23 protein-coding genes and 1 pseudogene are annotated in these 24,249 nt (G+C 67.6%); 8 read left to right on the top strand and 16 right to left on the bottom strand.

What is annotated here, in order from left to right; translation table 11 throughout:
- Positions 1-23: 23 nt before the first annotated feature.
- From PX554_RS13575 to PX554_RS13565, 3 genes are all read right to left on the bottom strand, one after another.
- The gene (locus PX554_RS13575) at positions 24-1,394 is read right to left on the bottom strand and encodes an ankyrin repeat domain-containing protein (protein ID WP_275502529.1); all 1,371 of its coding nucleotides are present in this window, start codon (positions 1,392-1,394) and stop codon (positions 24-26) included.
- Positions 1,387-2,721, bottom strand: coding sequence for a DUF1552 domain-containing protein (locus PX554_RS13570; protein WP_275502528.1), 1,335 nt, complete (start codon positions 2,719-2,721; stop codon positions 1,387-1,389). Before PX554_RS13570 ends, PX554_RS13575 begins: the two co-directional genes overlap by 8 nt.
- A 121-nt stretch (positions 2,722-2,842) precedes the next feature.
- Complete coding sequence (locus PX554_RS13565) at positions 2,843-5,275, bottom strand: DUF1592 domain-containing protein (RefSeq protein WP_275502525.1); 2,433 nt, start codon at positions 5,273-5,275, stop codon at positions 2,843-2,845.
- A gap of 228 nt (positions 5,276-5,503) precedes the next feature.
- On the opposite strand from PX554_RS13565, the gene PX554_RS13560 reads away from it, so the two are divergent.
- The 3 genes from PX554_RS13560 (at position 5,504) to PX554_RS13550 (ending at position 7,614) form a co-directional block, all read left to right on the top strand.
- Positions 5,504-7,009 (top strand): adenosine deaminase family protein, encoded by a 1,506-nt coding sequence (locus tag PX554_RS13560; RefSeq protein ID WP_275502523.1) that lies wholly within the window; start codon positions 5,504-5,506, stop codon positions 7,007-7,009.
- A gap of 76 nt (positions 7,010-7,085) precedes the next feature.
- The gene (locus tag PX554_RS13555; RefSeq protein WP_093222960.1) at positions 7,086-7,331 is read left to right on the top strand and encodes a type II toxin-antitoxin system ParD family antitoxin; all 246 of its coding nucleotides are present in this window, start codon (positions 7,086-7,088) and stop codon (positions 7,329-7,331) included.
- Complete coding sequence (locus PX554_RS13550) at positions 7,324-7,614, top strand: type II toxin-antitoxin system RelE/ParE family toxin (protein WP_093222550.1); 291 nt, start codon at positions 7,324-7,326, stop codon at positions 7,612-7,614. The genes PX554_RS13555 and PX554_RS13550 overlap by 8 nt, the downstream gene beginning before the upstream one ends.
- A 22-nt stretch (positions 7,615-7,636) precedes the next feature.
- Here PX554_RS13550 and pncB read toward each other — a convergent pair whose 3' ends face one another.
- The 4 genes from pncB to PX554_RS13530 form a co-directional block, all read right to left on the bottom strand.
- Positions 7,637-8,941, bottom strand: coding sequence for a nicotinate phosphoribosyltransferase (pncB, locus tag PX554_RS13545; protein WP_275502516.1), 1,305 nt, complete (start codon positions 8,939-8,941; stop codon positions 7,637-7,639).
- Positions 8,942-8,952: 11 nt separating this feature from the next.
- Positions 8,953-9,846 carry an NAD(+)/NADH kinase gene (locus PX554_RS13540; protein ID WP_275502514.1) on the bottom strand — a complete coding sequence of 298 codons (894 nt, stop codon included), beginning with the start codon at positions 9,844-9,846 and terminating at the stop codon, positions 8,953-8,955.
- A 171-nt stretch (positions 9,847-10,017) separates the two neighbouring features.
- Complete coding sequence (locus PX554_RS13535) at positions 10,018-10,998, bottom strand: SPFH domain-containing protein (RefSeq protein WP_275502512.1); 981 nt, start codon at positions 10,996-10,998, stop codon at positions 10,018-10,020.
- A 10-nt stretch (positions 10,999-11,008) separates the two neighbouring features.
- Positions 11,009-11,722 (bottom strand): NUDIX hydrolase, encoded by a 714-nt coding sequence (locus PX554_RS13530; protein WP_275502510.1) that lies wholly within the window; start codon positions 11,720-11,722, stop codon positions 11,009-11,011.
- A 77-nt stretch (positions 11,723-11,799) separates the two neighbouring features.
- Between PX554_RS13530 and PX554_RS13525 the strand changes: the two genes are divergently transcribed.
- Positions 11,800-12,393, top strand: a complete 594-nt coding sequence (locus tag PX554_RS13525) for a cysteine hydrolase family protein (RefSeq protein WP_093222537.1) — start codon at positions 11,800-11,802, stop codon at positions 12,391-12,393.
- 92 nt (positions 12,394-12,485) lie between these two features.
- Positions 12,486-13,223: a dienelactone hydrolase family protein gene (locus PX554_RS13520; protein WP_275502506.1), complete on the top strand. Its 738-nt coding sequence runs from the start codon at positions 12,486-12,488 to the stop codon at positions 13,221-13,223.
- A gap of 37 nt (positions 13,224-13,260) precedes the next feature.
- On the opposite strand, the gene dapE is transcribed toward PX554_RS13520, so the two are convergent.
- Positions 13,261-14,403: a succinyl-diaminopimelate desuccinylase gene (gene dapE, locus PX554_RS13515; RefSeq protein ID WP_275502504.1), complete on the bottom strand. Its 1,143-nt coding sequence runs from the start codon at positions 14,401-14,403 to the stop codon at positions 13,261-13,263.
- Between the two features lie 12 nt (positions 14,404-14,415).
- On the opposite strand from dapE, the gene PX554_RS13510 reads away from it, so the two are divergent.
- Positions 14,416-14,880 (top strand): cupin domain-containing protein, encoded by a 465-nt coding sequence (locus tag PX554_RS13510; RefSeq protein ID WP_275502687.1) that lies wholly within the window; start codon positions 14,416-14,418, stop codon positions 14,878-14,880.
- Between the two features lie 90 nt (positions 14,881-14,970).
- Here PX554_RS13510 and PX554_RS13505 read toward each other — a convergent pair.
- From PX554_RS13505 to rpmH, 6 genes and pseudogenes are all read right to left on the bottom strand, one after another.
- Positions 14,971-15,633 (bottom strand): annotated as a pseudogene (locus PX554_RS13505) (glutathione S-transferase family protein).
- 190 nt (positions 15,634-15,823) lie between these two features.
- Complete coding sequence (yihA, locus tag PX554_RS13500; RefSeq protein WP_275502502.1) at positions 15,824-16,471, bottom strand: ribosome biogenesis GTP-binding protein YihA/YsxC; 648 nt, start codon at positions 16,469-16,471, stop codon at positions 15,824-15,826.
- Entirely contained in the window at positions 16,468-18,228 is a 1,761-nt protein-coding gene (gene yidC / locus PX554_RS13495; protein WP_093222526.1) for a membrane protein insertase YidC, read from the bottom strand. Before yidC ends, yihA begins: the two co-directional genes overlap by 4 nt.
- Positions 18,229-18,258: 30 nt before the next feature.
- The gene (yidD, locus tag PX554_RS13490; protein WP_093222524.1) at positions 18,259-18,471 is read right to left on the bottom strand and encodes a membrane protein insertion efficiency factor YidD; all 213 of its coding nucleotides are present in this window, start codon (positions 18,469-18,471) and stop codon (positions 18,259-18,261) included.
- Positions 18,472-18,580: 109 nt separating this feature from the next.
- Entirely contained in the window at positions 18,581-18,898 is a 318-nt protein-coding gene (gene rnpA, locus PX554_RS13485) for a ribonuclease P protein component (RefSeq protein WP_275502686.1), read from the bottom strand.
- A gap of 8 nt (positions 18,899-18,906) precedes the next feature.
- Positions 18,907-19,041, bottom strand: coding sequence for a 50S ribosomal protein L34 (gene rpmH / locus PX554_RS13480; protein ID WP_083224946.1), 135 nt, complete (start codon positions 19,039-19,041; stop codon positions 18,907-18,909).
- Between the two features lie 237 nt (positions 19,042-19,278).
- Between rpmH and PX554_RS13475 the strand changes: the two genes are divergently transcribed.
- On the top strand, positions 19,279-20,787 hold the full coding sequence (locus PX554_RS13475; protein ID WP_275502498.1) for a YifB family Mg chelatase-like AAA ATPase: 1,509 nt from the start codon (positions 19,279-19,281) through the stop codon (positions 20,785-20,787).
- 10 nt (positions 20,788-20,797) lie between these two features.
- Entirely contained in the window at positions 20,798-21,205 is a 408-nt protein-coding gene (locus PX554_RS13470; protein WP_093222518.1) for a DUF805 domain-containing protein, read from the top strand.
- Here PX554_RS13470 and PX554_RS13465 read toward each other — a convergent pair.
- Positions 21,192-21,653, bottom strand: coding sequence for a GreA/GreB family elongation factor (locus PX554_RS13465; protein WP_275502496.1), 462 nt, complete (start codon positions 21,651-21,653; stop codon positions 21,192-21,194). The two genes, PX554_RS13470 and PX554_RS13465, sit on opposite strands and share 14 nt — an antisense overlap.
- An 88-nt stretch (positions 21,654-21,741) precedes the next feature.
- A complete protein-coding gene (locus PX554_RS13460) occupies positions 21,742-24,231 on the bottom strand; it encodes a glycoside hydrolase family 3 protein (RefSeq protein WP_275502492.1) in 2,490 nt (829 codons plus the stop codon).
- Positions 24,232-24,249 lie beyond the last annotated feature (18 nt).

Below are 24,249 nucleotides of genomic sequence, written 5' to 3'. Positions count from 1 at the left end.
GTCTCGCCCTGAAGTAACGTGGATCATGGCCGCGCGGCCACGTGCTGTCCTCCCCGATTTGGCGGCATAGCGCCAGTCCCATCGGCGAAGGTTTCGCGGAAAATCGTCTTCACGCCGCTCAGCCCCTTGTCCGCGATCTCGGCGGCGGTGCCGTATTTGCTCTTGAGATCGGTCCGCGCGTGATACGCGGCGAGCGTGCGCAGCATCGCCGCGAGCTCGGGGAAGGGGCGGCCGCTGACCAGGATGTGGAGCGCGGTGAATCCGTTCGCATTGGCGACATTGACATCGGGCGCGGCCTGCAAAGCGACTTGGAGCGCCGCGTCACTGCCGCCCCTCGCGGCCGCGAGCACGACGTTAGTGCCATCGGCTGCTACGAAATGCGGGTCGGCGCCGCCCGCGAGCAGCGCCGCCATCGCCTCGGCATGGCCGCCCTGCGCCGCCCACAGCAGCGGCGGGGTCGGTGGTACGGGCGGCGGCGCGACGCCGAAATTGGCTTCTGTCACCCATTTGATCGTGGACGGGCCGCTCAGCGCATTGGCGTCGGCGCCGCGCGCGAGCAGCAGCTTGACCAGAGTAGCATCACCGCCTTCAGCGGCGGCATCGAGCGGGGTCTTGCCCTCGCGATCGCGCGCGGCGAGATCGAAGCCATAGGGCACGAGCAATGCGGCGGCTGAATAATTGTGCTGGTACAGTGCGAGTTGCAGCGCGCTGGTGTTCTCCGGGCCGCGAAAGTCGGCCTTCGCGCCCGCGGCGAGCAGCGCGGCGGTCGCGGCCGGCCCGTTGCTTTTGATCGCGAAGAACAGCGGGGTAAACCCGCCCTTCGAAACCCGGTTCACGTCCGCGCCGGCCTTGAGCAGTGCAGCGATCGCCTCGGTGCGGCCGGCCGAGGCCGCCCACATCAACGGGGTCTGGCCGCGCGCGTCGGGCGTCTCGTGGCCGGCGCCCTCAGCAAGGATCCGTGTTACCGCCTCCGCCGGCCCGAACCGCGCGCAGATCGCTAGCGGCGTGGTGCCATCGGGCGCGGCGGCGCGGACATCGGCATGCGCGTCAAGCAGGTGCGAGACGATCGCGGCGTTGCCGAGTTCGCAGGCGAGCGCGAGCGGCGTGACGCCGTCCGCGTCGGCGGTGTTCGGCTTGGCATGCGCGGCAAGCATCGTCGCGACCAGTTCGGGATCTTGCGTGTTGACCGCGAGCGCGAGCGGCGTCGCGCCGTAATCCGATCGGGCGTTGGGATCGGCCTTCGCCGCGAGTGCGGCTTGCGTCGCCGCGAGATCGTCTGCGGTGATCGCGCGGACCAGCGCGCTCGCGTCGGCAGGCTTGCGTGCCTCCGCGGTGCCGCTCGCCAGTGCGAGCGCTGCGGCCAGCGCTACCGCGATCCGCGCGCGATCAGGCATGCACCAGCTCCGCGAGCGGCGCGGTGCTGTCTCCGAAGGATTTGGTCGGCACGTCGAGCACATTGAGCGCGGCAAGCAGCAGGTTCGACATGGTCGTGCCCTTGGGGACCGCGATGCTGCGGTCGCCCGGCACCAGCCCACCCGCGACGATCACCGGCAGGTCCATGTGGTCGTGCTGGTTCGAGTCCCCAAATGCAGAGCCGCGGATCACCATCGTGCGGTCGAGCAACGTGCCCTCGCCGTCCTTAACCGCCTTCATACGGTCGAGATAATAGGCGAAATATTCCATGTGGTGCCGGTTGATCTTGGCCAGCTTCGCCATCTTCTCGGGGCTGTTGCCGTGGTGGCTGAGCATGTGGTGCGAATCGGGTACGCCGATCTCGGGATAGGTGCGGTTGCTCAGCTCGCGCCCGATCATGAAGCTGCCGACGCGGGTGATGTCGGCCTGCATCGCCAGCACCTGCAAGTCGATCATCATGCGGACATGCTCGTCGAAAGACTCGGGAATGCCCGCCGGCCGCTCCATGTCGGTCTGCTGCCCGCCGGAAACGGCGGCGCGCTGGATGCGCTTCTCGATATCGCGGGTCGCTTCGAGATATTCGTCGAGCTTGCGGCGATCCTCCACGCCGAGCCGCCCCGACAGCCGCTGCGTATCGTCGCGGACGAAATCGAGGATGCTGGTCTGGCGGCGCGCCTGCGCGAGTCGGCTTTGCGCGTCGAGCGCGTCGCCGTCGCCGAACAGCCGCTCGAACACGTCGCGGGGGTTGGCGGTGACGGGCAGCGGCACGTTCGGGTTCATCCACGAAATGCCGTTGGTGTAGGCGCAGCTATAGCCGATGTCGCAACTGCCGAGCAGGCTGGCCGGATCGATGCCGAGTTCGAGCGAACTGAGCATCGTCGCGTCGCCGAGATGCTGCGCATAGACCTGATCGATCGACACCGCGCAGCGGATGTCGGTGCCCTCGGTCTGTTTGACATGCGTGCCGGTAAGGAAGGCGGGGCAGGAGCGGCCATGCCCGGCGGCGATATCACCCATCGCCGCCGCCTGCGGATGGCCGAGCCCGCTGAACACGCTGATCTGCGCGCGGTGCGGCGCGAGCGGCTCCAGCGTCGATGGCAGCGCGAAGCCCTTGCCCTGGGTGGTCGGGCGGAAGGCGTCCATCATCATGCCGTTGGGCGAATAGAACACCTGCAAGCGCTTGGGCCGCGATGCGAGATCGGCGGCGTGCGCGCTCGGCATCATCGCTTCGAGGAACGGCAGCGCGAGCATCGTGCCGGCGCCGCGCAGCATCGTGCGGCGGCTGATCGCGGGGCGCGGGAGGATCATGGGACAATCCTTTGTGAACGTTCCCCCGCGAAAGCGGGAGTCCAGAGCCGCGGGCGCGACGCTGCTTGGCTCTGGACCCCCGCTTTCGCGGGGGAACGGGTGGTCGGGGAAGCGGCGCGCGTCATTTCGCCGGGGTCTTTCTGAGCGTGAACGGCGCACTCGTCGCGATGCCCTTGATGATCGTCTGGATGCGGTAATCGTCGCCCGCCGCGCTCGCTGCGATCCGGCGCACGGTCGGCATGTCCTGCGCGATCAGCCCGCGTGCGAGCGCATAGGTGAGCAGGCGGCGCGTGAACGCGCCGGCGAACTCGTCCTTGCGGGCGAGCAGGATTTTCTGAAGCCCGTCGAACCCCGCGAACTTGGTGCCGTCGGGCAGCACCGCCGCCGCGTCGATGATCTGCCCGGCGTCCTGCTTGCGCCAGCCGCCGACCGCGTCGAAATTCTCCAGCGCGAAGCCGATCGGGTCCATCTTGACGTGGCACGATGCGCAGGCCGGGTTGGCGCGGTGCATCTCCAATTGCTCGCGCGCGGTCAGCTTGCGGCCGTCGTGCGTTTCCTGAAGCGCGGGCACGTCGGGCGGTGGCGGCGGCGGCGCGGCCGCGAGGATGTTTTCCAGCACCCATTTGCCGCGCTTCACCACCGAGGTGTGGTTACCATAGGAGGTGACGGTGAGGATGCTCGCCTGCCCGAGCAGCCCGCCGCGATGCCATGCCGGATCGAGCGCCACCTTGCGGAACGCGGTGCCGCTCACCCCGGCGATCCCGTAATGCGCGGCGAGCCGCTGGTTGAGGAAGGTGTAATCCGCCGCGATGAAATCGAGCAGGCTGCGGTTGTTGTGCAGCACATAGCCGAAGAACATCTCGGTCTCGCGCGCCATCGCTGCGCGCAGCCGCGCGTCGAACGCGGGATAGACGCTGATGTCGGGCCGCTGCTGATCGAGGTTGCGCAGATACAGCCACTGGCCGGCGAAATTCTTGGTCAGCGCATCAGCGCGCGGGTCGGCGAGCATCCGCGTCACCTGCGCCTCGATCGCGCCGGGCGTGTTTAACTGGCCTTGCTCGGCCACCTTCAACAGCGTGTCGTCGGGGATGCTGCTCCACAGGAAGAACGACAGCCGCGAGGCGAGGTCGAGATCGCTGACGCGGTGGACGCTGCCCGGCGCGCTGCCGGCGGGATCGCTCTCGACGAGGAACAGGAATTGCGGCGCGACCAGCACACCCTCGACCGCCGCCGCGATGCCGTGATCGAAGTCGGACGCGGCGCGCTCGCTCGCATAGAGCTTCATCAGCGGCGCGACATCGGCCTCGCTAACCGGGCGGCGATAGGCGCGGTGCGCGAGCGCGGTGATGATCTTCCGCGCGCAGGCTGTCTCCGCCGCGGCGGCGCGCGGACGGCACAGGAAGATGCGCTTGCGGCTCGGCGTGTCGTCCTTGGCGCTGGCGTCATACGGCCCGGCGACGTCGATCTGGAGCACGTCACGCGGGAAATTCTGCTGCGAATAGCGCGGCGACAGCCGGTACGACGGTACGGTCACCTGCTTCACACGCACGCCATCGACCAGCACGTCGAGCGGCAGCGGCTTGGGCGCATCGACCGGCAGCGGCACCTTGTCGAGATCGTTGCGCAGCGTCTGCACGCTCTCGTCCGGCGCGAGCGTGCGGTGGAAGGTCATGCCGATAGTATGCGCGCCCGCCTTCAGTGGCACCCGCACGCTGACCTTGTCCTCTTTGAGCCGGTCGCTTTCGTTGTTGGTGTTGGAGTTGAGCCAGCCGCTCACCTCATAGACGCCGGCGTGGCGCGCGTAATAAGGAAACGCAGCGCCGCCGCGCGAGCCGAGTGGCAGCGCATCGCTGGCGCGTTCGTTATACGCCGGACGGCCCGAATTGAGCACCGAGCCGTCCTTGGGCAGCTCGTAGCTGGTGACGAACGTGCGCGGCGAACTCATCCCCGTCGCCATCCGCGCGACCTTGCTCGCGACGTTGACATAGCGGTCCATCAGCGTCGGCGAAACCGTCAGCACGTCGGCGATATTGTCGAAGCCGTAGCCCGAATTGTCCTGCGGCAGATCGCGGCTGACATCCACATCGAGCGCGAGCAGATCGCGCACGGCATTGGCATATTCGACCCGGTTGAGCCGCCGGATCGTCGCGCGGCCGGGATCGGGATGCGCGGCGGCATAAGCGTCGAGCGACCCCTTGAGCCACTGAATGAACGCCGCGCGCATCGCCGGATCGGGCTGCGGCTTGTTGCGCGGCGGCATCTCGTCGAGGCTGGCGCGGCGGAGGATCTTCTCCCATTCGTCGGCGTGTTTGCCGATCAGCAGATCATTGTCGCGCAGGTCGGCGATCGAGAGGTTCGCGACCTTGTCATCGTCATTGTGGCAGCGCGCGCAATAGTGTTCGAGCAGCTCGGGCGGGCCGTCCTCGACATGCGCGACCGCGGGTTGCACCGCCTGCGCGCGCACGCCGTCCGAATGCGTCGCGATCGCGAGCGCGGCGACCGCGGTGCCGAGCAGCAACAGCGCACCACCGAGCGAGGGTCGTGCCAGCGTCACCACGCACGCTTTCGAAGACAGGGAACTTTCAAGGCGCAACCCGGTTTTTGGCGATTGCGGAGCTAGTAAGCGCGTGCGTGCGAGCGTCCATCGCCGTTAACGGCACGATGGGTTCGAAAAATTCGTGCACCCTGCGCGCGCATTTCCGCAACGGATCGTGCTTTTCATTGCAATTGGCGAGACACCGTCAATCGCCTAGCGCCGCCCCGGGGACATCCGGGGGGAAGCATGCGTTCGGCCGCACTCATCATCGCGCTGTTACTGGCGAGCGGCGCCGCCGGCGCCCGCGAGACGAAATCGTTATCCAGCGAAGCGCGCACCGCCGCGCGGCTCGACGCGATCGCCGACAGCCCGCCACGGTTGCGCGTATTCCTCCAGACCATGCCCAAGGGCGGCGATCTCCACAATCATGGGGGCGGCTCGATCTACGCCGAGGACTGGCTGCGCTGGGCAGCGGCGGGCGGACTGTGCATCGCCACCGACACCGCCAGCATCGTGCCGCCGCCGTGCGACCGCGCGAACCGTGTGCCGGCGGCGGGGCTCGAGCAGAATTATGCGCTGTATAGCCGGATGCTCGACGCGCTCTCGACGCGTGGGTTCGAGACCGGCGTCAACGCGCCGACCGTGTCGGGCTATGACCGGTTCTTCGCCACCTTCGATGCGTTCGGCACCGCGTCACGCGGCAACGAGGCCAAGGAACTCGCGCTGACTCGCGAGCAGGCGGCGGCGGACCGTGTCTCCTATGTCGAACTCGGCAGCGGATCGCACCAGGCCCGCGCGCTGATCGAGGCGGTAAAGGACACCGACCCGACCGACTTCGCCGCGCTCTCCGCGAAGCTCGCGCCGCTGCTGCCCGATGCGGTGGCACGCGCGCGCGCCGAATATGATCGCTTCGAAGCCGAGTCGGCGCAGATCGACGGCTGTGGCACGCCCAAGCCCAAGCCTGCCTGCGCGGTCGAGATGCGCTATCTCTACACCGCGATCCGCACGATCGCGCCGGCGGGCACGTTCGCGCAACTCGCGCTCGGCTTCGCGCTGGCCGAGGCCGACCCGCGCTTCGTCGGGGTCAACATCGCCGCGCCCGAGCATGATCCGATCGCGGTGCGCGATTATGATCTGCACATGCGGATGATCGCCTATCTCAAGGCCCGCCACCCCAAAGTCGCGCTGTCGCTCCACGCGGGCGAACTGACGCTCGGGCTGGTGCCGCCGCGCGACCTCGCCTTCCATATCCGCGAGGCGGTCGAGGTGGCGGGCGCGCGGCGGATCGGCCACGGCATCGACATCTCCTACGAGGACGATGCCGCCGGGTTGCTGAGGGAAATGGCGGCGAAGCAGATCGACGTCGAGATCAACCTGACCAGCAACGCGGTGATCCTCGGCGTGAAGGGCAAGGCGCATCCGCTGTCGCTGTACCGCGAGGCGGGCGTGCCGGTGACGCTCTCGACCGACGACGAGGGCGTCTCGCGCAGCGACATGACCAACGAATATGTCCGCGCCGTGATCGAGCAGGGGCTGCGCTATGCCGACCTCAAGCAGATCGTGCGTGACAGCATTCACCACAGCTTCCTGCCCGGCGCGAGCCTGTGGCGCGGGCGCGCGGGTAGGGCGAAGGTGGCGGTGTGCGCGGTGGCGGGGCCGGCGTGCGAGGCGTATCTTGCGGCGAACCCCAAGGCTTCGAAGGAAGAGCAGGTCGAGCGAGCGCTGACCGTGTTTGAGGCGGGGGTGCGGTGAGGTAGGCACCGCGTCTTGCGCTCGAGTATCGGCGGCGCTAAACTGCACCAATAGTATGAATGTCGAGGAGCCGGCTATGGCAACGGTTCGCAAGACCATCACCCTTACCGAGCAGCAAGACGCCTGGATCGCGTCTCAGATCGCTGCCGGTCATTACACCAATGACAGCGAAGCGATTCGCGATCTCATTCGGCGCGAGCAGGCACGCGGTTTGGAGATCGAGACGATCCGTCAGGCTCTTATCGAGGGCGAACAGAGCGGAGAGCCGGAGCGTTTCGACTTCATGGCCTTTAAGACACGAAAAGCCGCGCAGCATGGCTGAGTTTCGGCTCACTCCAAAGGCTCAAAGGGATATAGACGACATTTTTGAGTATACGGTCAAGCAATGGAGCTTGGCCCAAGCGCTCCACTACACCGATCTGCTGGAAGCGGCGTGCGCCAGTCTAGCCAACGCTCCTGAGAGGTCGCAGGACTGTGCGGCAATCCGGCCGGGTTTCCGCAGACGGGTCGTGGCTCAGCATGTGATCTACTTCAAGCAGACGCGTTATGGGATCGCGATCATCCGCGTCCTGCATCAGCGTATGGATCAAAGTCGTCACCTTTGAACCTGAGCGTACCGAGCGCCTCTTACACGCTCACCACGCTCTCAGCCCGTCCATCGCCGCCGAACACGCGCAGATAGCGCGCGATCTCGTCCGGTTCGCCGGTCGCCTTGGCCGGATTGTCGGACAGTTTCACCGCCGGCCGGCCGTTGGCGCGCGTCACCTTGCAGACCAGCGAAATCGGCTCAAGCGCATGGCCGCCGCGGGGATCGCAGCCGCGGAAATCGTTGGTGAGGTTGGTGCCCCAGCCGTAGCTCATTCGCACGCGGCCGCGGAAATGGCGGTAGGTCTGCTCGATCGTGTCGATGTCCATGCCGTCCGAGAAGATCAGCAGCTTGCTCGCCGGATCGACGCCCTGGTCCTGCCACCAGCGGATGATCTGCTCGCCGCCTTCGATCGGCGGCGCGCTGTCGGGGCGGAAGCCGGTCCAGTCGGCGAGCCACGCCGGTGCCTGTTTGAGGAAGGCGGTGGTGCCGAACGCGTCGGGCAAGGCGATCAACAGATTGCCGCCATAATGCGCGCGCCATTGTTCGAGCACGCGGTACGGCGCGCCGGCGAGTTCGGCATCGCTGTTCGACAGCGCCGCCTCGACCATCGGCAGTTCGTGCGCGTTGGTGCCGATCGCCTCGAGATCGGCATCCATCGCCAGCAGCACGTTCGAGGTGCCGATGAAGCGGCTGCCGAGCCCTTCCTTGAGCGCCTCGACGCACCAGCGCTGCCACAGGAAACCATGCCGCCGTCGCGTGCCGAAATCGCTCAGCACGAGGTCGGGCAGGTCGCGCAGCCGCTCGACCTTCTCCCACAGCCGCGCCTTGGCGCGCGCGTACAGCACGTCGAGCGCGAACTTGCCCATGTCGCGTGTCGCCGCGCGCGATTTCAGCTCGTTGAGGATCGCGAGCGCCGGGATCTCCCACATCGTCGTGCCGGTCCACGGCCCATCGAACCGTAGCTCATACTGGCCATCGACCTTGCGCAATTCGTACTCGGGCAGTTGGAAGTCGGCGAGCCAGGCGATGAAATCGGGCGCGAACATCTGGCGCTTGCCGTAGAAGCTGTTGCCGGCGAGCCAGATCAGCTCCTTGCGGCTGAACCGCACGGTGCGGGCATGATCGAGCTGCGCGCGAAGCTCGCTCTCGTCGATGATCTCGGCCAGCCGCACGCTCTTGCTGCGGTTGATGACCGAGAAGGTCGCGGTCACGTCCGGGTGGATGTGGCGGATCATCTGCAACATCAGCAGCTTGTAGAAATCGGTGTCGAGCAGGCTCCGGACGATCGGATCGAGCCGGAAATTGTGGTTGTAGGTGCGGGTTGCGATGTCGGTAACGGCCATGGGTGCGATCCTTATCCGATCACGAGATGAAGGGAATTGGGCGCGGGCGCGATCGTCGCGCGCCGACCCCAGTCGAACGCGAGGAAATCCTGTTCGATTCCGTCGGCGAAGATCACGCCGCCGTCGTTCATCCGCGAGGTGACGACCAGCGGATCGGCGGTGAGTTTGCCGGCGCGCATCCGTGTTCCGGTCGCGACGCTCGGGAACGGCTCGCGCACCCAATAGCCGGCCGCGCGTTCCTCGGTGCCGAGCGGCAGCGGCAGGTGCGTCGCCTCGGCGATCGAGCGCGCCCAGCCGGTCGCGCCGGTGCCCGAGGCGACGATCAGCCCCGACGACGAATGTTCCTCGCCGTCGCCGGTCAGCTCGATCCGGTACCGCGCCGACTGGTGGCTACGGTGCCCGACGAAGATCTCGTTGAGCGCGACCAGCGCGTCCCCGCCATCGAGCGTCGCCTGTACCATCGTGCGCCGCTCGACCGGCGCATCGGATCGTATCGCGCCCGGCAGCAATCGCGCCAGCCGCTCGACCCGCACCCGCGCGAGCACGCCATCATACAGATCGGGCGCGGGATTGACCCCGATCACGGGCTGCTCGGCGACGTATTTGGCGACGTTGGCGACAAGGCCGTCTTGCCCGACCGCGATGACGATATCCTCGCGCGCGAACAGGAAGCGGTCGAGTTCGGCGCGGCGTACCAGCGCCTGCCGCCACTCGGCCGGCACCGCGGCGCGCGCCGCCGCCAGCGCGGCGTGGAACTGATGATGATGCTGCTCGACCGTCTCGATCCGCTGCCCGCGCGTTTCGAGAAAGAACCGCGCCTGATCGCGTGTCGCATGGCGCGCGATGAGCCGTTCGAGGTCGGTCTCGCGGATGACGAACACCGCGCGGGGTGGAATGCTGGACACTGGGTACTCCTGAAAAACCGTTCGTGCTGAGTAGCGCCTGAGTAGGCTCGAAGAGCCGTATCGAAGGCACGTATCGAAGCACCGTCCCGCGCGGGGCCTGTCCTTCGATACGCTGCTTCGATACGCCCTTCGGGCTACTCAGCAGCACTCAGGACGAACGGTGTTGAAGGCTCAATCCGCGACCACCACCGGGCTCTTGCGGAATTCGCCCATCACCGTCGCGAGCAGATCGGGGGTGATGTTGACATGCTCGATCGTGTCGAGCTTGCCCGCCAATTGCTGCGCGGCGAGGCCGAACAGCACCGCCGGCGGCAGATCGCGATAGACCGCGATATGCGCCTGTTCCGCCTCGGCCTTGGCGCCTTCGACGACGCGGATGCGGTCGGCCTCGGCCTTGGCTTCCACCTGTTGCGCGTCCGCCTTGCCGGCGGCGCGGTTGCGGGCGTTGTCGGCCTCCTCCGCGATCAGCAACTTCTCGCGCCGGGCCAGCTCGATCCGCGTCGCCAGCTCGTTCTCTGCGATCGCTCGTTCCTTCTCGACCGCGAGCGCGCGGCGTTCGAACGTCGCCTCGTCGGCCTTCTGCTGGAGCGCCTCGAACGTCGGGGTCTGGAGCGCGCGTTCGAGCTCACTCGACGGCGCGAGATTGGTGAGCCGCACCGACACCGCCGCGACGCCGATCTCCGCCAGCGCCGGATCGGCGGCGAGCGCCGCCTCGAGTTGCGCACGCAGCGGCCCCGGCCCGGCGTCGAGCAAGGCGCGCACCGGCGCGGTGCCGAGATATTGCAGCACCGCCTGGTTGGCGATGCCGGTGATCCGCGCCTCGATGCTCGGCACGGGCTCGCCTTGCGGCTTGCCGCTGTACGGGCTGATCGTGAAATCGACGCGGTCGGCGAGCAATGCCGGATCGACGACGTGCCAGCCGACCGTGCCCTGAACCGAGACCGTCTGGAAGTCCTGGCTGCGGCCCTGCACGAACAGGGTCATCTCGCGGTCGTCCATCGGCACTTCGGCGATGCTCGCGGTTTCCGGGCGGAACCAGAAGACCAGACCGCGCCCGCTCTGGCGGACCTTGCCGTTGCGATAGCGGATGATGTGGCTGCTCGCCTCGCTGCGAAGCTGCGCGAAGAACAGGAGGTTGCGGATCGTGGCCATGTTACTCTCCTTATGGTCTGCGAAATCGATAGAGTTCGGCGGGGCGGAACGAGGTGCCGCCCTCGCGCTCGCCGGTGGCGGTGAGCCAGCCGCGATCGAGCATGCGGCGGCGGAAGGCGGGCTTGTTGAGCGCGACGCCGAGAACCGCTTCGTGCACGTCCTGCAACTGCCGCAGCGTGAAGCGCTCGGGCAGAAACGCGAAGCCGACATCGGAATAATCGAGCTTGCCGCGCAACCGCAGCACCGCGAGCGCGACGATGTCGGCATGGTCGAAGGCGAGCTGGACCGGCCCCTTCGACGTGGCGATGTCGACCGCGCCGCCGGCTTCCCCCGCCCACGGCACGGTGATCGTCGCGGCGATCAGCCCCGGCATGGCATCGAGGGCGGCGGCGAAGGCGGTTTCGTCAAGCAACGCGAGATAGGCGACCGAGATGATCCGCATGCGTGGATCGCGCGCGACCGCGCCGAACGTGTAGAGTTGTTCGAGATGCGCTGTGACGATCCCCGCCTTGTCGCGCAGAACACGCGCGGCGGCGGCGTCGAGCGTCTCGTCGATGCCGACGAACCCGCCGGGCAGCGCATGGCGGCCAGCGAAGGGCGGCGCATCACGCTTCACCAGCAGCACCGCCAGCCGCCCGTCGTGAATCCCGAGCAGCACCAGATCGACCGCGACCGAAGGCCGCTGATAGGCGTTGGGATCATAGTCACGAGCTTCGTCGGTCACGCGGCACCTAATATGCAATATGCGCTTTACTTATTACCGAGAAAAATATATGTCAATGCCCATAAGGAGATCGACCGATGCAGGATTTCGTGATCGTCGTTGATACGCAGTATGATTTCATGGCCACCGATGGCGCGCTGAGCGTCGCAGGCGCCGACGCCCTGGTCGCGCCGATGCGCGCGTGGCTGTCCGGGCTGGAATCCGAACGCAACGCCGGGGTGTTGTTCACCTTCGACACGCACGTGCCCGATATCTACGCGGCCTCCGAAGAGGCGCGCGAATTCCCCGCGCATTGCATCAAGGGCACGCCGGGTTGGGTCAACATGCTCGATTCCGCGCTGGTCGATCGCGCGATCCCGGCGTGGCGGATCGAGAAGGGGGTGTTCGATATGTGGGCCGAGGACGGCTTGCTGATCGAGGATGCGCGCGGCGACGCGATGCCGCCGGTGCCGCGCGACAGCTTCTTTGATCGGCTCAAGGATGCGGGCGTGCGGCGTGTCACGGTGATCGGCGTCGCCGCCGATTATTGCGTACGCTGGGCGGTAGCGGGGCTGGTCGATCGCGGCTTCGAGGTGGTCGTGCCGGCCGCGCTGACGCGCGGCATCGCGCGCCAGATCGAGACGGTACTGGCGGAGGATTTCGCCGACGCGCCGGTCGAAACGCTGGCGTGATATGCTGATCTCATCGCGCGGATGCTGGTGGCACCCGCCGGAATCCGGCAGATGCGCGATGGAACGATTCGATTTGGGTGAGAGGTATCTCGATGAGCGACGAACAGATCACGATCCAGACGCGTGACGGTACCTGTCCGGCGCACGTGCTGACGCCTGCGGGTGAGGGCACATGGCCGGCGGTGATCTTCTACATGGACGCGTTGGGGATGCGCCCTACGGTCGTCGAAATGGCGCGGCGGCTCGCCGCTAACGGCTATGTCGTGCTCGTGCCCGATCTGCTCTATCGCTACGGCCCCTACGATCCGTTCGACCCCGAGGAGGTCTTTGCCAAGGGCTTCCGCGAGATCATCGGCCCGCTGATGGCGACCACCGGCAACGACAAGGCCGCGGCCGACACCGAGGCGTTCCTGGCCTATCTCGATACGCGCACGGACGTCGCGGGCACGAAGATCGGCACGGTCGGCTTCTGCATGGGCGGCGGCATGGCGATCACCGCGGCCGGCACCTTCCCCGACCGGGTCGCGGCGGCGGTCAGCTTCCACGGCGGCAGCCTCGCCACCGATGCCGAGACCAGTCCGCATCGGCTCGCGCCCAAGATCACGGCCGAAGTCTATGTGGCGGGCGCCGACGAGGACAATAGCTACCCGCCCGAAATGGCCGAGCGGCTAACCAAGGCGTTCGACGATGCCGGTGTGACCTACAAGGCCGAGATCTACCCCGGCGCGCACCACGGCTGGATGAAGCCGGATTTCCCCGTTTACAACGAGGCGGCAGCCGAGCGTGGCTGGCGCGAGATGCTGGCGCTGTTCAAGCGGACGTTGGGGTAGGCGGGCAGCCCCACCGCAAGCTCAGGACGAACGGAGTTTAGATCGTCATCGCCCCGACCCGCGCGATGATATCCCCATAAACCCCCGCCAGCGCGACGAGGTCGTCCACCGCGACCGCCTCGTCGAGCTTGTGCATCGTCGCATTGCACAGCCCGAACTCGACGACCGGACACAGCGCCGACAGGAAGCGCGCGTCCGAGGTGCCGCCCGTCGTGGACAGTTCGGGCCGCAAGCCCAGTCGCCCCTCGATAGCGTCCCCGATCAGCGTCGAGAACGCGCCCGGCTGCGTCAGGAACGCCTCGCCCGAAATCCGTGCGGTGAGCGTCGCCTCGGGCGCGTGGCGGGTGACGATGGCACGCAGCCGCTCGACGAGTTCGGCGCCGCGATGGCCGTCGTTGAAGCGGATCGACAGCCGCGCCGAGGCATGGCCGGGGATGATGTTGGCCGCGGGGTTGCCGACGGTAATATCGGTCGGCTCGATGTTCGAGGGCTGGAACCAGGCGTTGCCCTCATCGAGCACGATGCCGTCGATCTCGGCGAGGATCGCGACCAGCTTGGGAACCGGATTGTCGGCGAGGTGCGGATAGGCAACATGGCCTTGCCGGCCGGGCACGTCGATCCACAGATTGACCGAGCCGCGCCGCCCGATCTTGATCGTGTCGCCGAGCCGCGCCGCCGAGGTCGGCTCGCCGACGAGGCACAGATCGGGCTTGATGCCGCGCTCCGCCATCCGCGCCATCAGCGCCTGCGTGCCATAGGTGGCGGGGCCTTCCTCGTCGCCGGTGAGGATGAGCGTGAGCGGGATGTCCGGCGCCACCGGGATGGCGGCGATGAACGCGGCGATCGCGCCCTTCATGTCGACCGCGCCGCGCCCGTAGAGCAAACCACCACGCTCCTCCGGCACGAACGCGTCGCCGGTCCAGCCGGCGCCGGGCGGTACCACGTCGAGGTGCCCGGCGAACGCGAAATGCGGGCCGGTGCCGGCGCGCGTGGCGAGCAGATTCTCGACCGGCCCGTCCGGTGCGTCGCCCTCGACGAACCGCGCCACCGTGAAGCCGAGCGGCAGCAGTGCGGCCTCGATCACGTCGAACGCCGCGCCGCGCGCGGGGGTGACGCTCTCGCAGGCGAGCAGGGTCTTGGTGAGCGCGATCGGATCGGGCAGATGGGGCATGTCAGTCATGGGGAGCGGACATTGCCCAAGCTCGATCTCGATACAATCCCGCAGACCAACAGAACCGGTTACCCGCCGCAGTTCGCCGATGTCGTCGCCGGCCGCTGGTATCGGCGGCTCGCGCCGGCCGGTGGCCTCACGCACATGGGCGCGAGCCACGTCGTGCTGAAGCCCGGCGCGCAATCCTCGCAGCGCCACTGGCATGACGGGGAAGACGAGTTCGTCGTGATGCTGTCCGGCGAGGCGGTGCTGATCGACGAGACCGGCGAATATCCGATGCGCGCCGGCGACTGCGCGGCGTTTCCCGGCGGCGAGCGCAACGGGCATGTGCTCGTCAACCGCAGCGACGCCGATTGCGTGTTCATCGCGATCGGCGCGGGGCCGCATCTCGGCGGCGGCTACTCGGACATCGATATGCTGTTCACCGCCGACGGGCGGTACACGACCAAGGACGGGGCGGAATATCCGTCGGTGCGGGCACGATAATCCCCAGCCCCAAACGTTCGTGCCGAGCGAAGTCGAGGCACTTGCGCTCCGGTCCAATCCCTCGACTTCGCTCGGGACGAACGGCGTGGGCTAGCCCACCGGCTGTTCGAACTTTTCGATCACCCATTCCTCTTCCTGCGCGGCGGCGATCCAGTCCTGCATGAAGGGATGGTTGATGATCGCGTCCATATAGCTCGCCGCGAAGCGCGCGATCGGCAGGCTGTAGGTGACGATCCGCGTCACCACCGGCGCGTACATGATGTCGGCCGCGCCGAACGCGCCGAACAGGAACTGGCCGTCGCCGCCGAAGCGCGCGCGCGCCTGCGCCCATAGTTCCATGATCCGCGCGAGATCGGCGAGCACATCGTCGTCGGGCCGCTTGGGCGGGAAGACCTGGCGGATGTTCATGCTGTGCTTCTTGCGCAGCGCCGTGAAGCTCGAATGCATCTCCGCCGACATCGATCGCGCCATCGCGCGCGCGGCGGGATCGGCCGGCCAGAACAGGTCGCGGCTGGTCTGCTCGGCGAGATATTCGATGATGGCGAGACTGTCTCAAACCACCGCGTCGCCATCCCATAGGATCGGCACCTTGCCCGAGGACGGCGCGAACTCGTCCCCCTCGCGGCGCTTGTCCCATTCGGCATCGTAGAGCGGCACGACGACCTCCTCGAACACGAGGCCGGATTGCCGGGCGGCGAGCCAGCCGCGCAGGCTCCACGAGGAATAGGCTTTGTTGCCGATGATGAGCTTCATGCGGTCGGCTTAGCGGGCGGCGGCGGCGGGGTCTAGCCGATCGCCTTCCAATCCTCCCCCGCCAGGGCGAGGTGTCACGCATAGCGTGACGGAGGGGGAGGATGCGGGAAGCTCGCGGCAGTTCGCGTCCTCCCCCTCCGTCGCCTTCGGCGCCACCTCCCCCTGGCGGGGGAGGATCAATAGCGTGTCTTTAGCCGATCGCCTCGATCACCGCCGCGCGCAATTCGGGGATGCCGAGGCCGGTCTCGGACGAGGTCGGCAGGATTTCGGGGTGCGCGGCCGGGCGCTTGCGGGCTTCGGCCGCGGTCGCGGCCATCACCTCGGCGAGTTCGGTCGGCTTGATCTTGTCGATCTTGGTCATGACGAGCCGGTAGCTCACCGCCGCCTTGTCGAGCATGTCGAGGATCTCGCGATCGACCTCCTTGATGCCGTGGCGCGCGTCGATCAGCACCAGCGCGCGCTTGAGCACGTCGCGCCCGCGCAGGAAATCGTTGACCAGGAACCGCCATTTCTTGACGACGTCCTTGGGCGCCTTGGCGAAGCCGTAGCCGGGCATGTCGACCAGCCGGAACGCGACCGGGTCGCCCACGTCGAAGAAGTTGAGCTCCTGCGTCCGCCCCGGCGTGTTCGAGGTGCGCGCCAGCGCGTTGCGCCCGGCGAGCGCGTTGAGCAGGGACGATTTGCCGACGTTCGAACGCCCCGCGAACGCCACCTCCGGCGCGATCGCGTCGGGGATGAAATCCAGCGCGGGCGCCGATTTCAGGAAGCTGACCGGGCCGGCGAAAACCTTTCGCGCGGCCTCGATCGCTTCGGGGCCGAAGGCGGCGTCCTCGCTCATTTCGCCGCCGCGACCTTCAATTCGGGGTGCCGCGCGTACAGCAGCCGCTGCTGGAGGATGGTCAGCGTGTTCGAGGTGATCCAGTAGATTTGCAAGCCGACCGCGAACGGTGCCATCACGAACATCAGCACCCACGGCATGATCGCGAAGACCTGCTTCTGCGCCTCGTCCATCGGCGCCGGGTTGAGCTTGAACTGGAAGTACATCGAGATGCCGAGCAGCACCGGCACGATGCCGATCGCGAGCATCGGGGGCAGATGCCACGGCAGATAGCCGAACGCGTTGAGGATCGTCGCGGGGTCCGGCGCGGACAGATCGCGAATCCACAGCACGAACGGCTGGTGGCGCATTTCGATCGTCAGCAGCAGCACCTTGTAGAGCGCGTAGAGGATCGGGATCTGGAGGAAGGTCGGCAAACAGCCCGCGAGCGGGTTGACGCCTTCCGACTTGTAGAGCGCCATCACCTCCTGCTGCGCGCGGACCTTGTCGTCCTTGTAGCGTTCCTGAAGCGCCTTCATCTTGGGCTGGATCGCGCGCATCTTCGCCATCGAGGCGAACTGGCGCTGCGCGATCGGGAACAGCAGGCCGCGGATCGTCAACGTCAGCGCGATGATCGCCACGCCGAAATTGCCGATCACGCGGAACAGGAAGTCGAGATATTTGAAGATCGGCTTCTCGACGACCTCGAACCAGCCCCAGTCGATCGCCTTGCCGAAGTGGCGGACGTTGAGCTTGTCCTCATAGCCGTCGAGCGTGTTGGTCTCCTTGGCACCCGCGAACAGCTTGGCGGTGGTCACCAGCGCCTTGCCGGCCGGCACGACCTTGGGCTGGAGCGCGAAGTCGGCCTGGAAATTGTCGCCGACCGCCGCGCGGAAGCCGCCGTGCATCTGCGCGCCCGAATCGGGGATCAGCGCGGCCAGCCAATATTTGTCGCCGAAGCCGAACCAGCCGCCGGTCGAATCGAAATAATTGTCGCCGGGCTTGCCGATGTTGCCGAGCAGGTTCTTGCCGATGAAGCTGGCTTCCTTGCCCTGCAGATTGGCGAAGGTGATGTCATAGGTCGCGCCGTGATCGAACACGCCGATCGGGCCGACGTGATCGGTCCAGGTATCGGGATCGGGCGAGACGCCCGCGCGGCTGACGAGGCCGTAGGGCCGCACGGTGATCGGCGCGCCCGTTGGGTTGGTGACGGTCTGCCGAACGGTGAACATGTACCGATCGTCGACCGCGATGCGGATCGAGAAGCGCTGGCCCTGCGGATTGGTCCACGCAAGCGTGACCGGCTGCGCGGGGGTGAGCACCGGCGCGCTGGCGGTGAACACCGTGTCGGCGCCCGGCGTCGTCACGCCGTCACCGGACCAGCCGAAACCGGCGAAATAGGCGTGTTCGGTGCCCGACGGCGAGAACAGCCGGATCGACGGCGAATCCTTGGCGACGGTTTCCTTGTACTTGCTCAGCACCAGATCGTCGATGCGGCCGCCCTTGAGGTTGATCGAGCCTTGCAGGCTGCGCGTTTCGATGCGGACGCGCGGGGCTTCGCGCAGCACCTGCGCGCGATCGCGAACCTTCTCGGGCGAGGCGGCGCCGGGTCCGGCCGGGCCGGTCGAGGAGGCGACCGCGACGGTCTTGCCGGCTTCGATCTTGGTTGCGGGCGGGTTGGCCGCAGGCAGGTATTTGGAGGCGAAGAACTGCCAGCCGAACAGGATCAGCGCCGCGAACACCGCGAACAGGAGGAAATTTCTGCCTTCGTCTTTCACCTGGAAATCCCGTTCGTAGTTTCGTGGCGCTTATGGCACCGGATCGGGGCCGTAGCCGCCGAAAGGATGGCACCGCCCGATCCGCTTCGCCGCCAGCCAGCCGCCCTTCACCGCGCCATAGCGGCGAAGCGCAGTGATTGCATAGGCGGAACAGGAGGGCTGGTAGCGACAGGAGGAGGGCAGCACGACCGATGGCCCGATCTGCCACGCGCGCACCAGCAGGATGAGGAGGCGGGTCAGCATCGATCTTCGCCTGAACTGTTCTCCCGCGGAGGCGGGAGTTCAGGGCAGCAAACGCCGCGGGTGCGGCTCTGGGCTCCCGCTTTCGCGGGAGAACGGCGGAGAGCAGGTCTCACCGCGCCACCTTCGCCAGCGCCTTGGCCAGTTCGCCGCGGAGCTGCGCGAAATCGCGCTCCACGCCGCCGGCGCGGCCGATCAGCACGTGATCGGCGCCGCGCACGCCCGATTCGGGCAGCACATCACGCGCGAGGGCGCGCAGCCGGCGTTTCATCCGGTTGCGCACCACCGCGTTGCCGATCTTCTTGGTAACGGTATAGCCGATCCGCATCGCCGGATCGCCATCATCGCGCGGCCGAACCAGCAGCACGAAGCCCGGCATCGGCGCGCGTTTGCCGGCGTTCGCCGCGAGGAAATGCGCGCGGCGCGCCAGAACGTGAATTACGCCGACAGCTTCTTGCGACCGCGCGCCCGGCGCGCGCGAATCACGTTGCGACCGCCCGGAGTCTCCATCCGCGCGCGGAAGCCGTGACGACGCGCCCGCACCAGATTGCTCGGCTGAAAGGTCCGCTTCATGAGTCATTCCCTGATCGTCTGAATAGAAAAGGGCCGCCACAGGGACGGCCTCGTAGCGCGTGCCCTTAAGCGGATGACGGTGCGAAGTCAATCGCGGGGATGGCGGAAGGCGCAGCATCTGCCGCGAAGATGGCGGCGGTGTGTTGTAAATACAAGACACCTTGGCGACAGGCCTCACGCGGGCTTTCCCAAACAGCACGCCGCCGCTAAGCCTTTGCCCAACCGGGGGGTTAACAGATGGTCGCGAGCGTATCGACGGTGGCGTATCTCGGGCTCGAGGCGCGCGCGGTCGAGGTGCAGGTGCAGCTCATCCCCGGCCTGCCCGCGTTTAATGTCGTCGGCCTCGCTGATAAAGCGGTGGCGGAAAGCCGCGAGCGCGTGCGCGGCGCGATCGCCTCGATCGGGCTGGCGCTGCCGCCCAAGCGCATCGTCGTCAACATGTCCCCCGCCGATCTGCCCAAGGAAGGCTCGCATTTCGATCTGCCGATCGCGCTCGCGCTGCTCGCCGCGATGGGGGTGATCGATGCCGAGCAGCTCGGCGATTTCGTCGTGGTCGGCGAACTCGGGCTCGACGCGCGGATCGCGCCGTCGCCCGGCGTGCTGCTCGCCGCGCTGCACGCCGCGGCGGAGGGGAAGGGACTGATCTGCCCGGCGTCGCAGGGCGCCGAAGCGGCCTGGGCGGGTTCTGTCGGGGTGCTCGCCGCGCCCGACATCCTTGCGCTCGTCAACCACTTCAAGGGCCACGGGCTGATCGCCGCGCCCGCGCCGGGCGAAGCGATCGACGCGGTCCACGGACCCGATCTGCGCCAGGTGAAGGGGCAGGAGACCGCCAAGCGCGCGCTCGAAATCGCGGCGGCGGGCGGGCACAATCTGCTGATGGTCGGGCCGCCTGGCGCGGGCAAGTCGCTGATGGCGTCGTGTCTGCCCGGCATCCTGCCGCCGCTCGACGCCGCCGAGGCGCTGGAGGTGTCGATGGTGGCGAGCGTCGCGGGTACGCTCGCCGGCGGGCGGCTGACGCGAACCCGGCCATACCGCGCGCCCCACCATTCCGCGTCGATGGCGGCGCTTACCGGCGGCGGGATGAAGGTGAAGCCGGGCGAGGTCAGCCTCGCGCATCTCGGCGTGCTGTTCCTAGACGAACTGCCCGAGTTCCAGCGCGCGGTGCTCGATTCGCTGCGTCAGCCGCTCGAAACCGGCACGGTCAGCGTCGCGCGTGCCAACGCGCACGTCACCTTCCCGGCGCGGGTGCAACTGGTCGCGGCGATGAACCCGTGCCGGTGCGGCCATCTCGGCGACGCGGCGCTCGCCTGCGCGCGCGCGCCGAAATGCGCGGCGGACTATCAGGCCAAGGTGTCCGGGCCGCTGCTCGACCGGATCGATCTGCATGTCGAGGTACAGGCGCTCTCCGCCGCCGATCTCGTCCTACCACCCCCCGCTGAAGGCTCGGCCGAGGTGCGCGCGCGCGTCGCGGCGGCGCGCGCCGTGCAAACGGAGCGCTACGCCGATCACGCGATCCGCACCAACGCCGAAGTCGATGGCGTGCTGCTCGACGCCGTCGCCACACCCGACGACGCCGGACGCACGCTGCTCGCGCAAGCCTCCGAAGCGATGCGGCTGTCCGCGCGCGGCTACACCCGCGTCCTACGCGTCGCGCGCACCATCGCCGATCTGGCCGGAAGCGCGGGAGTAGGGCGGCTGCACGTCGCCGAGGCGCTCAGCTACCGGCGGCGGGCGCCGAGCAATTGAAGGACAGGCAATGGCTCTGATCCTGCGCGCGCTCAGACATTATGCAGACTTCGCCGGCCGATCGCGCGCGGCGGAAATATGGAGCTTTCAGCTTGGCCAGTTGATGGTCGTGGCAGCGGTGTATGTGCTGTTCGCCGTGATCGTTGGTTTCGAATGGGGAGCGGGGACGGGCACGCCGGTTCTCGCCTTTCAAATGCTGATGGCGCTCCTCGTGGCCTTCGTTATTGGCACGCTCATACCGCTTGTCGCGATGCAAGTCCGACGTTTTCACGATCAGGCGATGTCGGGCTGGTTCCTCCTTCTTGGTCTCATTCCCTATCTTGGGCCGTTGATCCTGCTGTTCTTCTTGTGTCGACCAGGCACGAAGGGGGCGAACCGCTACGGCCCAGACCCACGGGACGAACTCACACGCTGGTGATCGCCACAATCTCGATCGCGTCCGCCTTCCCGCCGAACTCCACCGTCTCGCCCTTCTCCGCGCCGATCATCGCGCGGGCGAGCGGAGCGGAGAACGCGATGCGGCCGGCCGCCGGATCGCTCTCGTCGAAGCCGACGATCTCGATCTCGCGTTCCGCCCCGTTCAGTCTGAACGTCACGCGCGTGCCGATCGCGACGGCTTCGCCGCTGGCGGGCGGGGCGAGTTCGGCGGTGGTTTCGCGCGTCGACCAATAGCGCAGGTCACGCTCGGCGAGCGCGCGCGCATCTTCGTCGGTGGCGGCGGCGACGGCGGCGCGCAAATCCTCGATCCGCGCGGCGATCTGCGTCAGCCCGCGCGGGGTGACGAAATTGGGGCCGGGCGGGATCGGCAGTTCGAACCGCGGTTCCTTATGCTCCTCGTCGCTTTCGCGCCGGAATGCCACGCTCACGCATCTCTCTCCTGATCGTCAATCGACCCCTGTCGCCCATCCGTAACGGTGCGGCCAGTGGATTGTTGCGATCTGGATCAAACCCGCGTCAGCGCGGGCACGCCACCACGTCGTCGGCGACGGTGCCGACTGCGACGCGCGCGATGCTTGTCTCGAACGGTTGCGCGGTGCGCAACTGGAAGGGCGTCTCGATCCGTGCCATGTCAGCGGTCCTGGCGAAGCATTTGAGCGGAATGCCGATCGTCCGCCATGCGCCGACACGCAGCTTGGCCGGCGCGATCGGCACCGAAGCGGTGCAGGTCGGGCCGCAGACGACGCCGATCGTCAGATCGGCGGGTGGTGCGGTGTCGAACCGCATCGTCGCCAGCAGCAGCACGTCGCCGTTGGTCTCGCGGGTGAGATCGACCGGCGTCTGGGTGTGGAGGTCGATCACCTGCGGCCCGCCGCCCGCGAGCGCGAAGTGCCGCGCGCCTTCCTGCACCTCATGGTCGATCGCGGTGATCTTGATGCGACCGCCGAGCGCCTGGGCGGGCACCGTCGTGATCCGCGTCACGCCGACCACGCCGTCGCTGACTTGAAGCGACCAGCCGGGCGTCGCCACGCCGGCGCCCATATACACGCCGGTGTCACCGTCATCGACGATGCCGGGGTCTTCCGACAAAGGCTTCCACGCCACCTTGGGCTCGCGCCCGCTCAGGCCGTAGCCGAACGGATAGAGTACCGGCCCGCCGGGCTTGGCGGTAAGCGGCCAGGCGGCGGGCAGCTTGCCGGTGAACGGCGTGCCACCCGCCCCGAACAGCCGGTCGGCGACACCTTCACCCTCGGTGCCCGGCAGCCACGCCACCACGAAGGCGTCTGCCGCGTTCAATTCGGGGCTGACGAACAGGGGGCGCCCGGTCAGCATCACCGCGACGACGGGGATGCCCGCGGCCTTCAGCCGTCGCATCGTCTCCACCGGCTTGCGCAATTCGGGGCGCAATTGCAGCGTGCGCAGATCGCCCTGGAATTCGGCATAGGGCGTCTCGCCGAACACCACGATCGCAGCGTCGGGACGCTTCGTGAAACGCCCGTCGGGCGCATATTCGGCATGGCCGCCCGCCGCGCCGACGGCCGCCTTTATGCCGCCCCACAGGCTGGTCGCGCCGGGGAACATGCTGGCGTCCAGCCCCGTGCCTTGCCAGCTCAGCGTCCAGCCGCCCGATTGCCGGCCGACATCGTCGGCGCCGTCTCCCGCGACCAGGATGCTGGCGGAGGCGCGCAGCGGCAGGACGCCGGTGTTCTTGAGCAGCACCAGCGACTTGGCGACCGCCTCGCGTGCGATCGCGCGATGCGCTGGGGCGCCCAGCAGGCGCCAGTCGCCCGCCAGCGGGCGCGACGAGGGCTTGCCCATCTCGAACAGCCCGAGCCGCAGCTTGACCCGCAGCACTCGCGCCACCGCGTCGTCGAGCCGCGCCATCGGCACCGTCCCGTCCTTCACCTGCGCGATCAGCGATCCATACAGCGCCTTCCAGCTATCGGGCGCCATATACATGTCGATGCCGGCGTTGATCGCCTGCGGGCAGCTTTCGTTGGTGCAACCGGCGATCTGGCCGTGGGCGTTCCAGTCGGTGACGACGAACCCGCCGAAATGCATGCGGTCCTTGAGGACGCCGGTGACCAACCCTTTCTCACCGGCGATCTTGCGGCCCTGCCAGCTCGAGAAGCTCGTCATGACGGTGCCGACGCCGGCTTCGACCGCCGGAACATAGGGCTTGCCATGAATGTCGCGCAGCACCGTCTCGCTGATCTTGGCGTCGCCCTGGTCGTGGCCTTCGAAGGTGCCGCCATCGCCGATGAAATGCTTGGTGCTCGCCAGCACATGCGGCCCGGCAAGGATGCGGCTGCCGTCGGGCGGCCCCTGCAACCCCAGGATCATGTGCTGGACATAGCTCGCGACCAGATCGGGATCGGACGAATAGCCCTCGTAGGCGCGGCCCCAGCGATAATCCTGCGGCACGGTGATGGTCGGCGCGAAGGTCCATTCCTGCCCGGTGGTGCGGATTTCGGCGGCGGTGGCGGCGCCGATCCGCTCGATCAGCCCAGGATCACGCGTCGCGCCGAGTCCGATGTTCTGCGGGAACAGCGTCGCGCCGACGATGTTGCTGTGGCCGTGCACCGCGTCGGTGCCCCACAGCATCGGGATGCCGACGCCGCCCTTTGAGGTGTCGACCGAGGCCGCCCAGAGTTGGTCGGCCAGTTCGAGCCACTTTGGCGCCGGCGCGAAATCGTCACCGCCGGGTCCGGCGTTCCCGCCGTTGAGCACCGAGCCGATATGATATTGCCGCACTTCGTCGGGCGTGATGTTGGTGATGTTGGCCTGCAGGATCTGCCCGACCTTCTCCTCCAGCGTCATCCGTTTGAGCAAGGCGGCGATGCGCGCCTCGTCCGCCGGCTTGGCGGCCACTGGCCACGTCGCGCTCGGCCAGATGTCCGGGTGGATCGTCGGGACGGGGGCTACGGGTGTGGAGGGGCGGGTTTGCGCGGGAAGGGCAGCCGCAGTCGCGCAGGCAAGGCCCGCCAGCACCGTTTTCGAGATCATGTCCGCTCCCATCGCCGG

Source organism: Sphingomonas pollutisoli, assembly GCF_029167165.1.
Classification (GTDB): domain Bacteria; phylum Pseudomonadota; class Alphaproteobacteria; order Sphingomonadales; family Sphingomonadaceae; genus Sphingomonas; species Sphingomonas pollutisoli.
The sequence above is the reverse complement of the archived record's forward strand: the minus strand, read 5'-3'. Positions and strand labels throughout refer to the sequence as shown.

Excerpts from the sequence above, each read along its gene's own strand:
- PX554_RS13555 (WP_093222960.1), top strand. The coding sequence starts at position 7,086 with ATGGCAACGGTTCGCAAGACCATCACCCTTACCGAGCAGCAAGACGCC.
- PX554_RS13520 (WP_275502506.1), top strand. The coding sequence starts at position 12,486 with ATGAGCGACGAACAGATCACGATCCAGACGCGTGACGGTACCTGTCCG.
- PX554_RS13550 (WP_093222550.1), top strand. The coding sequence starts at position 7,324 with ATGGCTGAGTTTCGGCTCACTCCAAAGGCTCAAAGGGATATAGACGAC.
- PX554_RS13525 (WP_093222537.1), top strand. The coding sequence starts at position 11,800 with ATGCAGGATTTCGTGATCGTCGTTGATACGCAGTATGATTTCATGGCC.
- PX554_RS13460 (WP_275502492.1), bottom strand. The coding sequence starts at position 24,231 with ATGATCTCGAAAACGGTGCTGGCGGGCCTTGCCTGCGCGACTGCGGCT.
- PX554_RS13570 (WP_275502528.1), bottom strand. The coding sequence starts at position 2,721 with ATGATCCTCCCGCGCCCCGCGATCAGCCGCCGCACGATGCTGCGCGGC.
- yidD (WP_093222524.1), bottom strand. The coding sequence starts at position 18,471 with ATGCTGACCCGCCTCCTCATCCTGCTGGTGCGCGCGTGGCAGATCGGG.
- PX554_RS13560 (WP_275502523.1), top strand. The coding sequence starts at position 5,504 with ATGCGTTCGGCCGCACTCATCATCGCGCTGTTACTGGCGAGCGGCGCC.
- PX554_RS13470 (WP_093222518.1), top strand. The coding sequence starts at position 20,798 with ATGGCTCTGATCCTGCGCGCGCTCAGACATTATGCAGACTTCGCCGGC.
- rpmH (WP_083224946.1), bottom strand. The coding sequence starts at position 19,041 with ATGAAGCGGACCTTTCAGCCGAGCAATCTGGTGCGGGCGCGTCGTCAC.
- yihA (WP_275502502.1), bottom strand. The coding sequence starts at position 16,471 with ATGAGCGAGGACGCCGCCTTCGGCCCCGAAGCGATCGAGGCCGCGCGA.
- dapE (WP_275502504.1), bottom strand. The coding sequence starts at position 14,403 with ATGACTGACATGCCCCATCTGCCCGATCCGATCGCGCTCACCAAGACC.
- PX554_RS13535 (WP_275502512.1), bottom strand. The coding sequence starts at position 10,998 with ATGGCCACGATCCGCAACCTCCTGTTCTTCGCGCAGCTTCGCAGCGAG.
- pncB (WP_275502516.1), bottom strand. The coding sequence starts at position 8,941 with ATGGCCGTTACCGACATCGCAACCCGCACCTACAACCACAATTTCCGG.
- PX554_RS13575 (WP_275502529.1), bottom strand. The coding sequence starts at position 1,394 with ATGCCTGATCGCGCGCGGATCGCGGTAGCGCTGGCCGCAGCGCTCGCA.
- PX554_RS13475 (WP_275502498.1), top strand. The coding sequence starts at position 19,279 with ATGGTCGCGAGCGTATCGACGGTGGCGTATCTCGGGCTCGAGGCGCGC.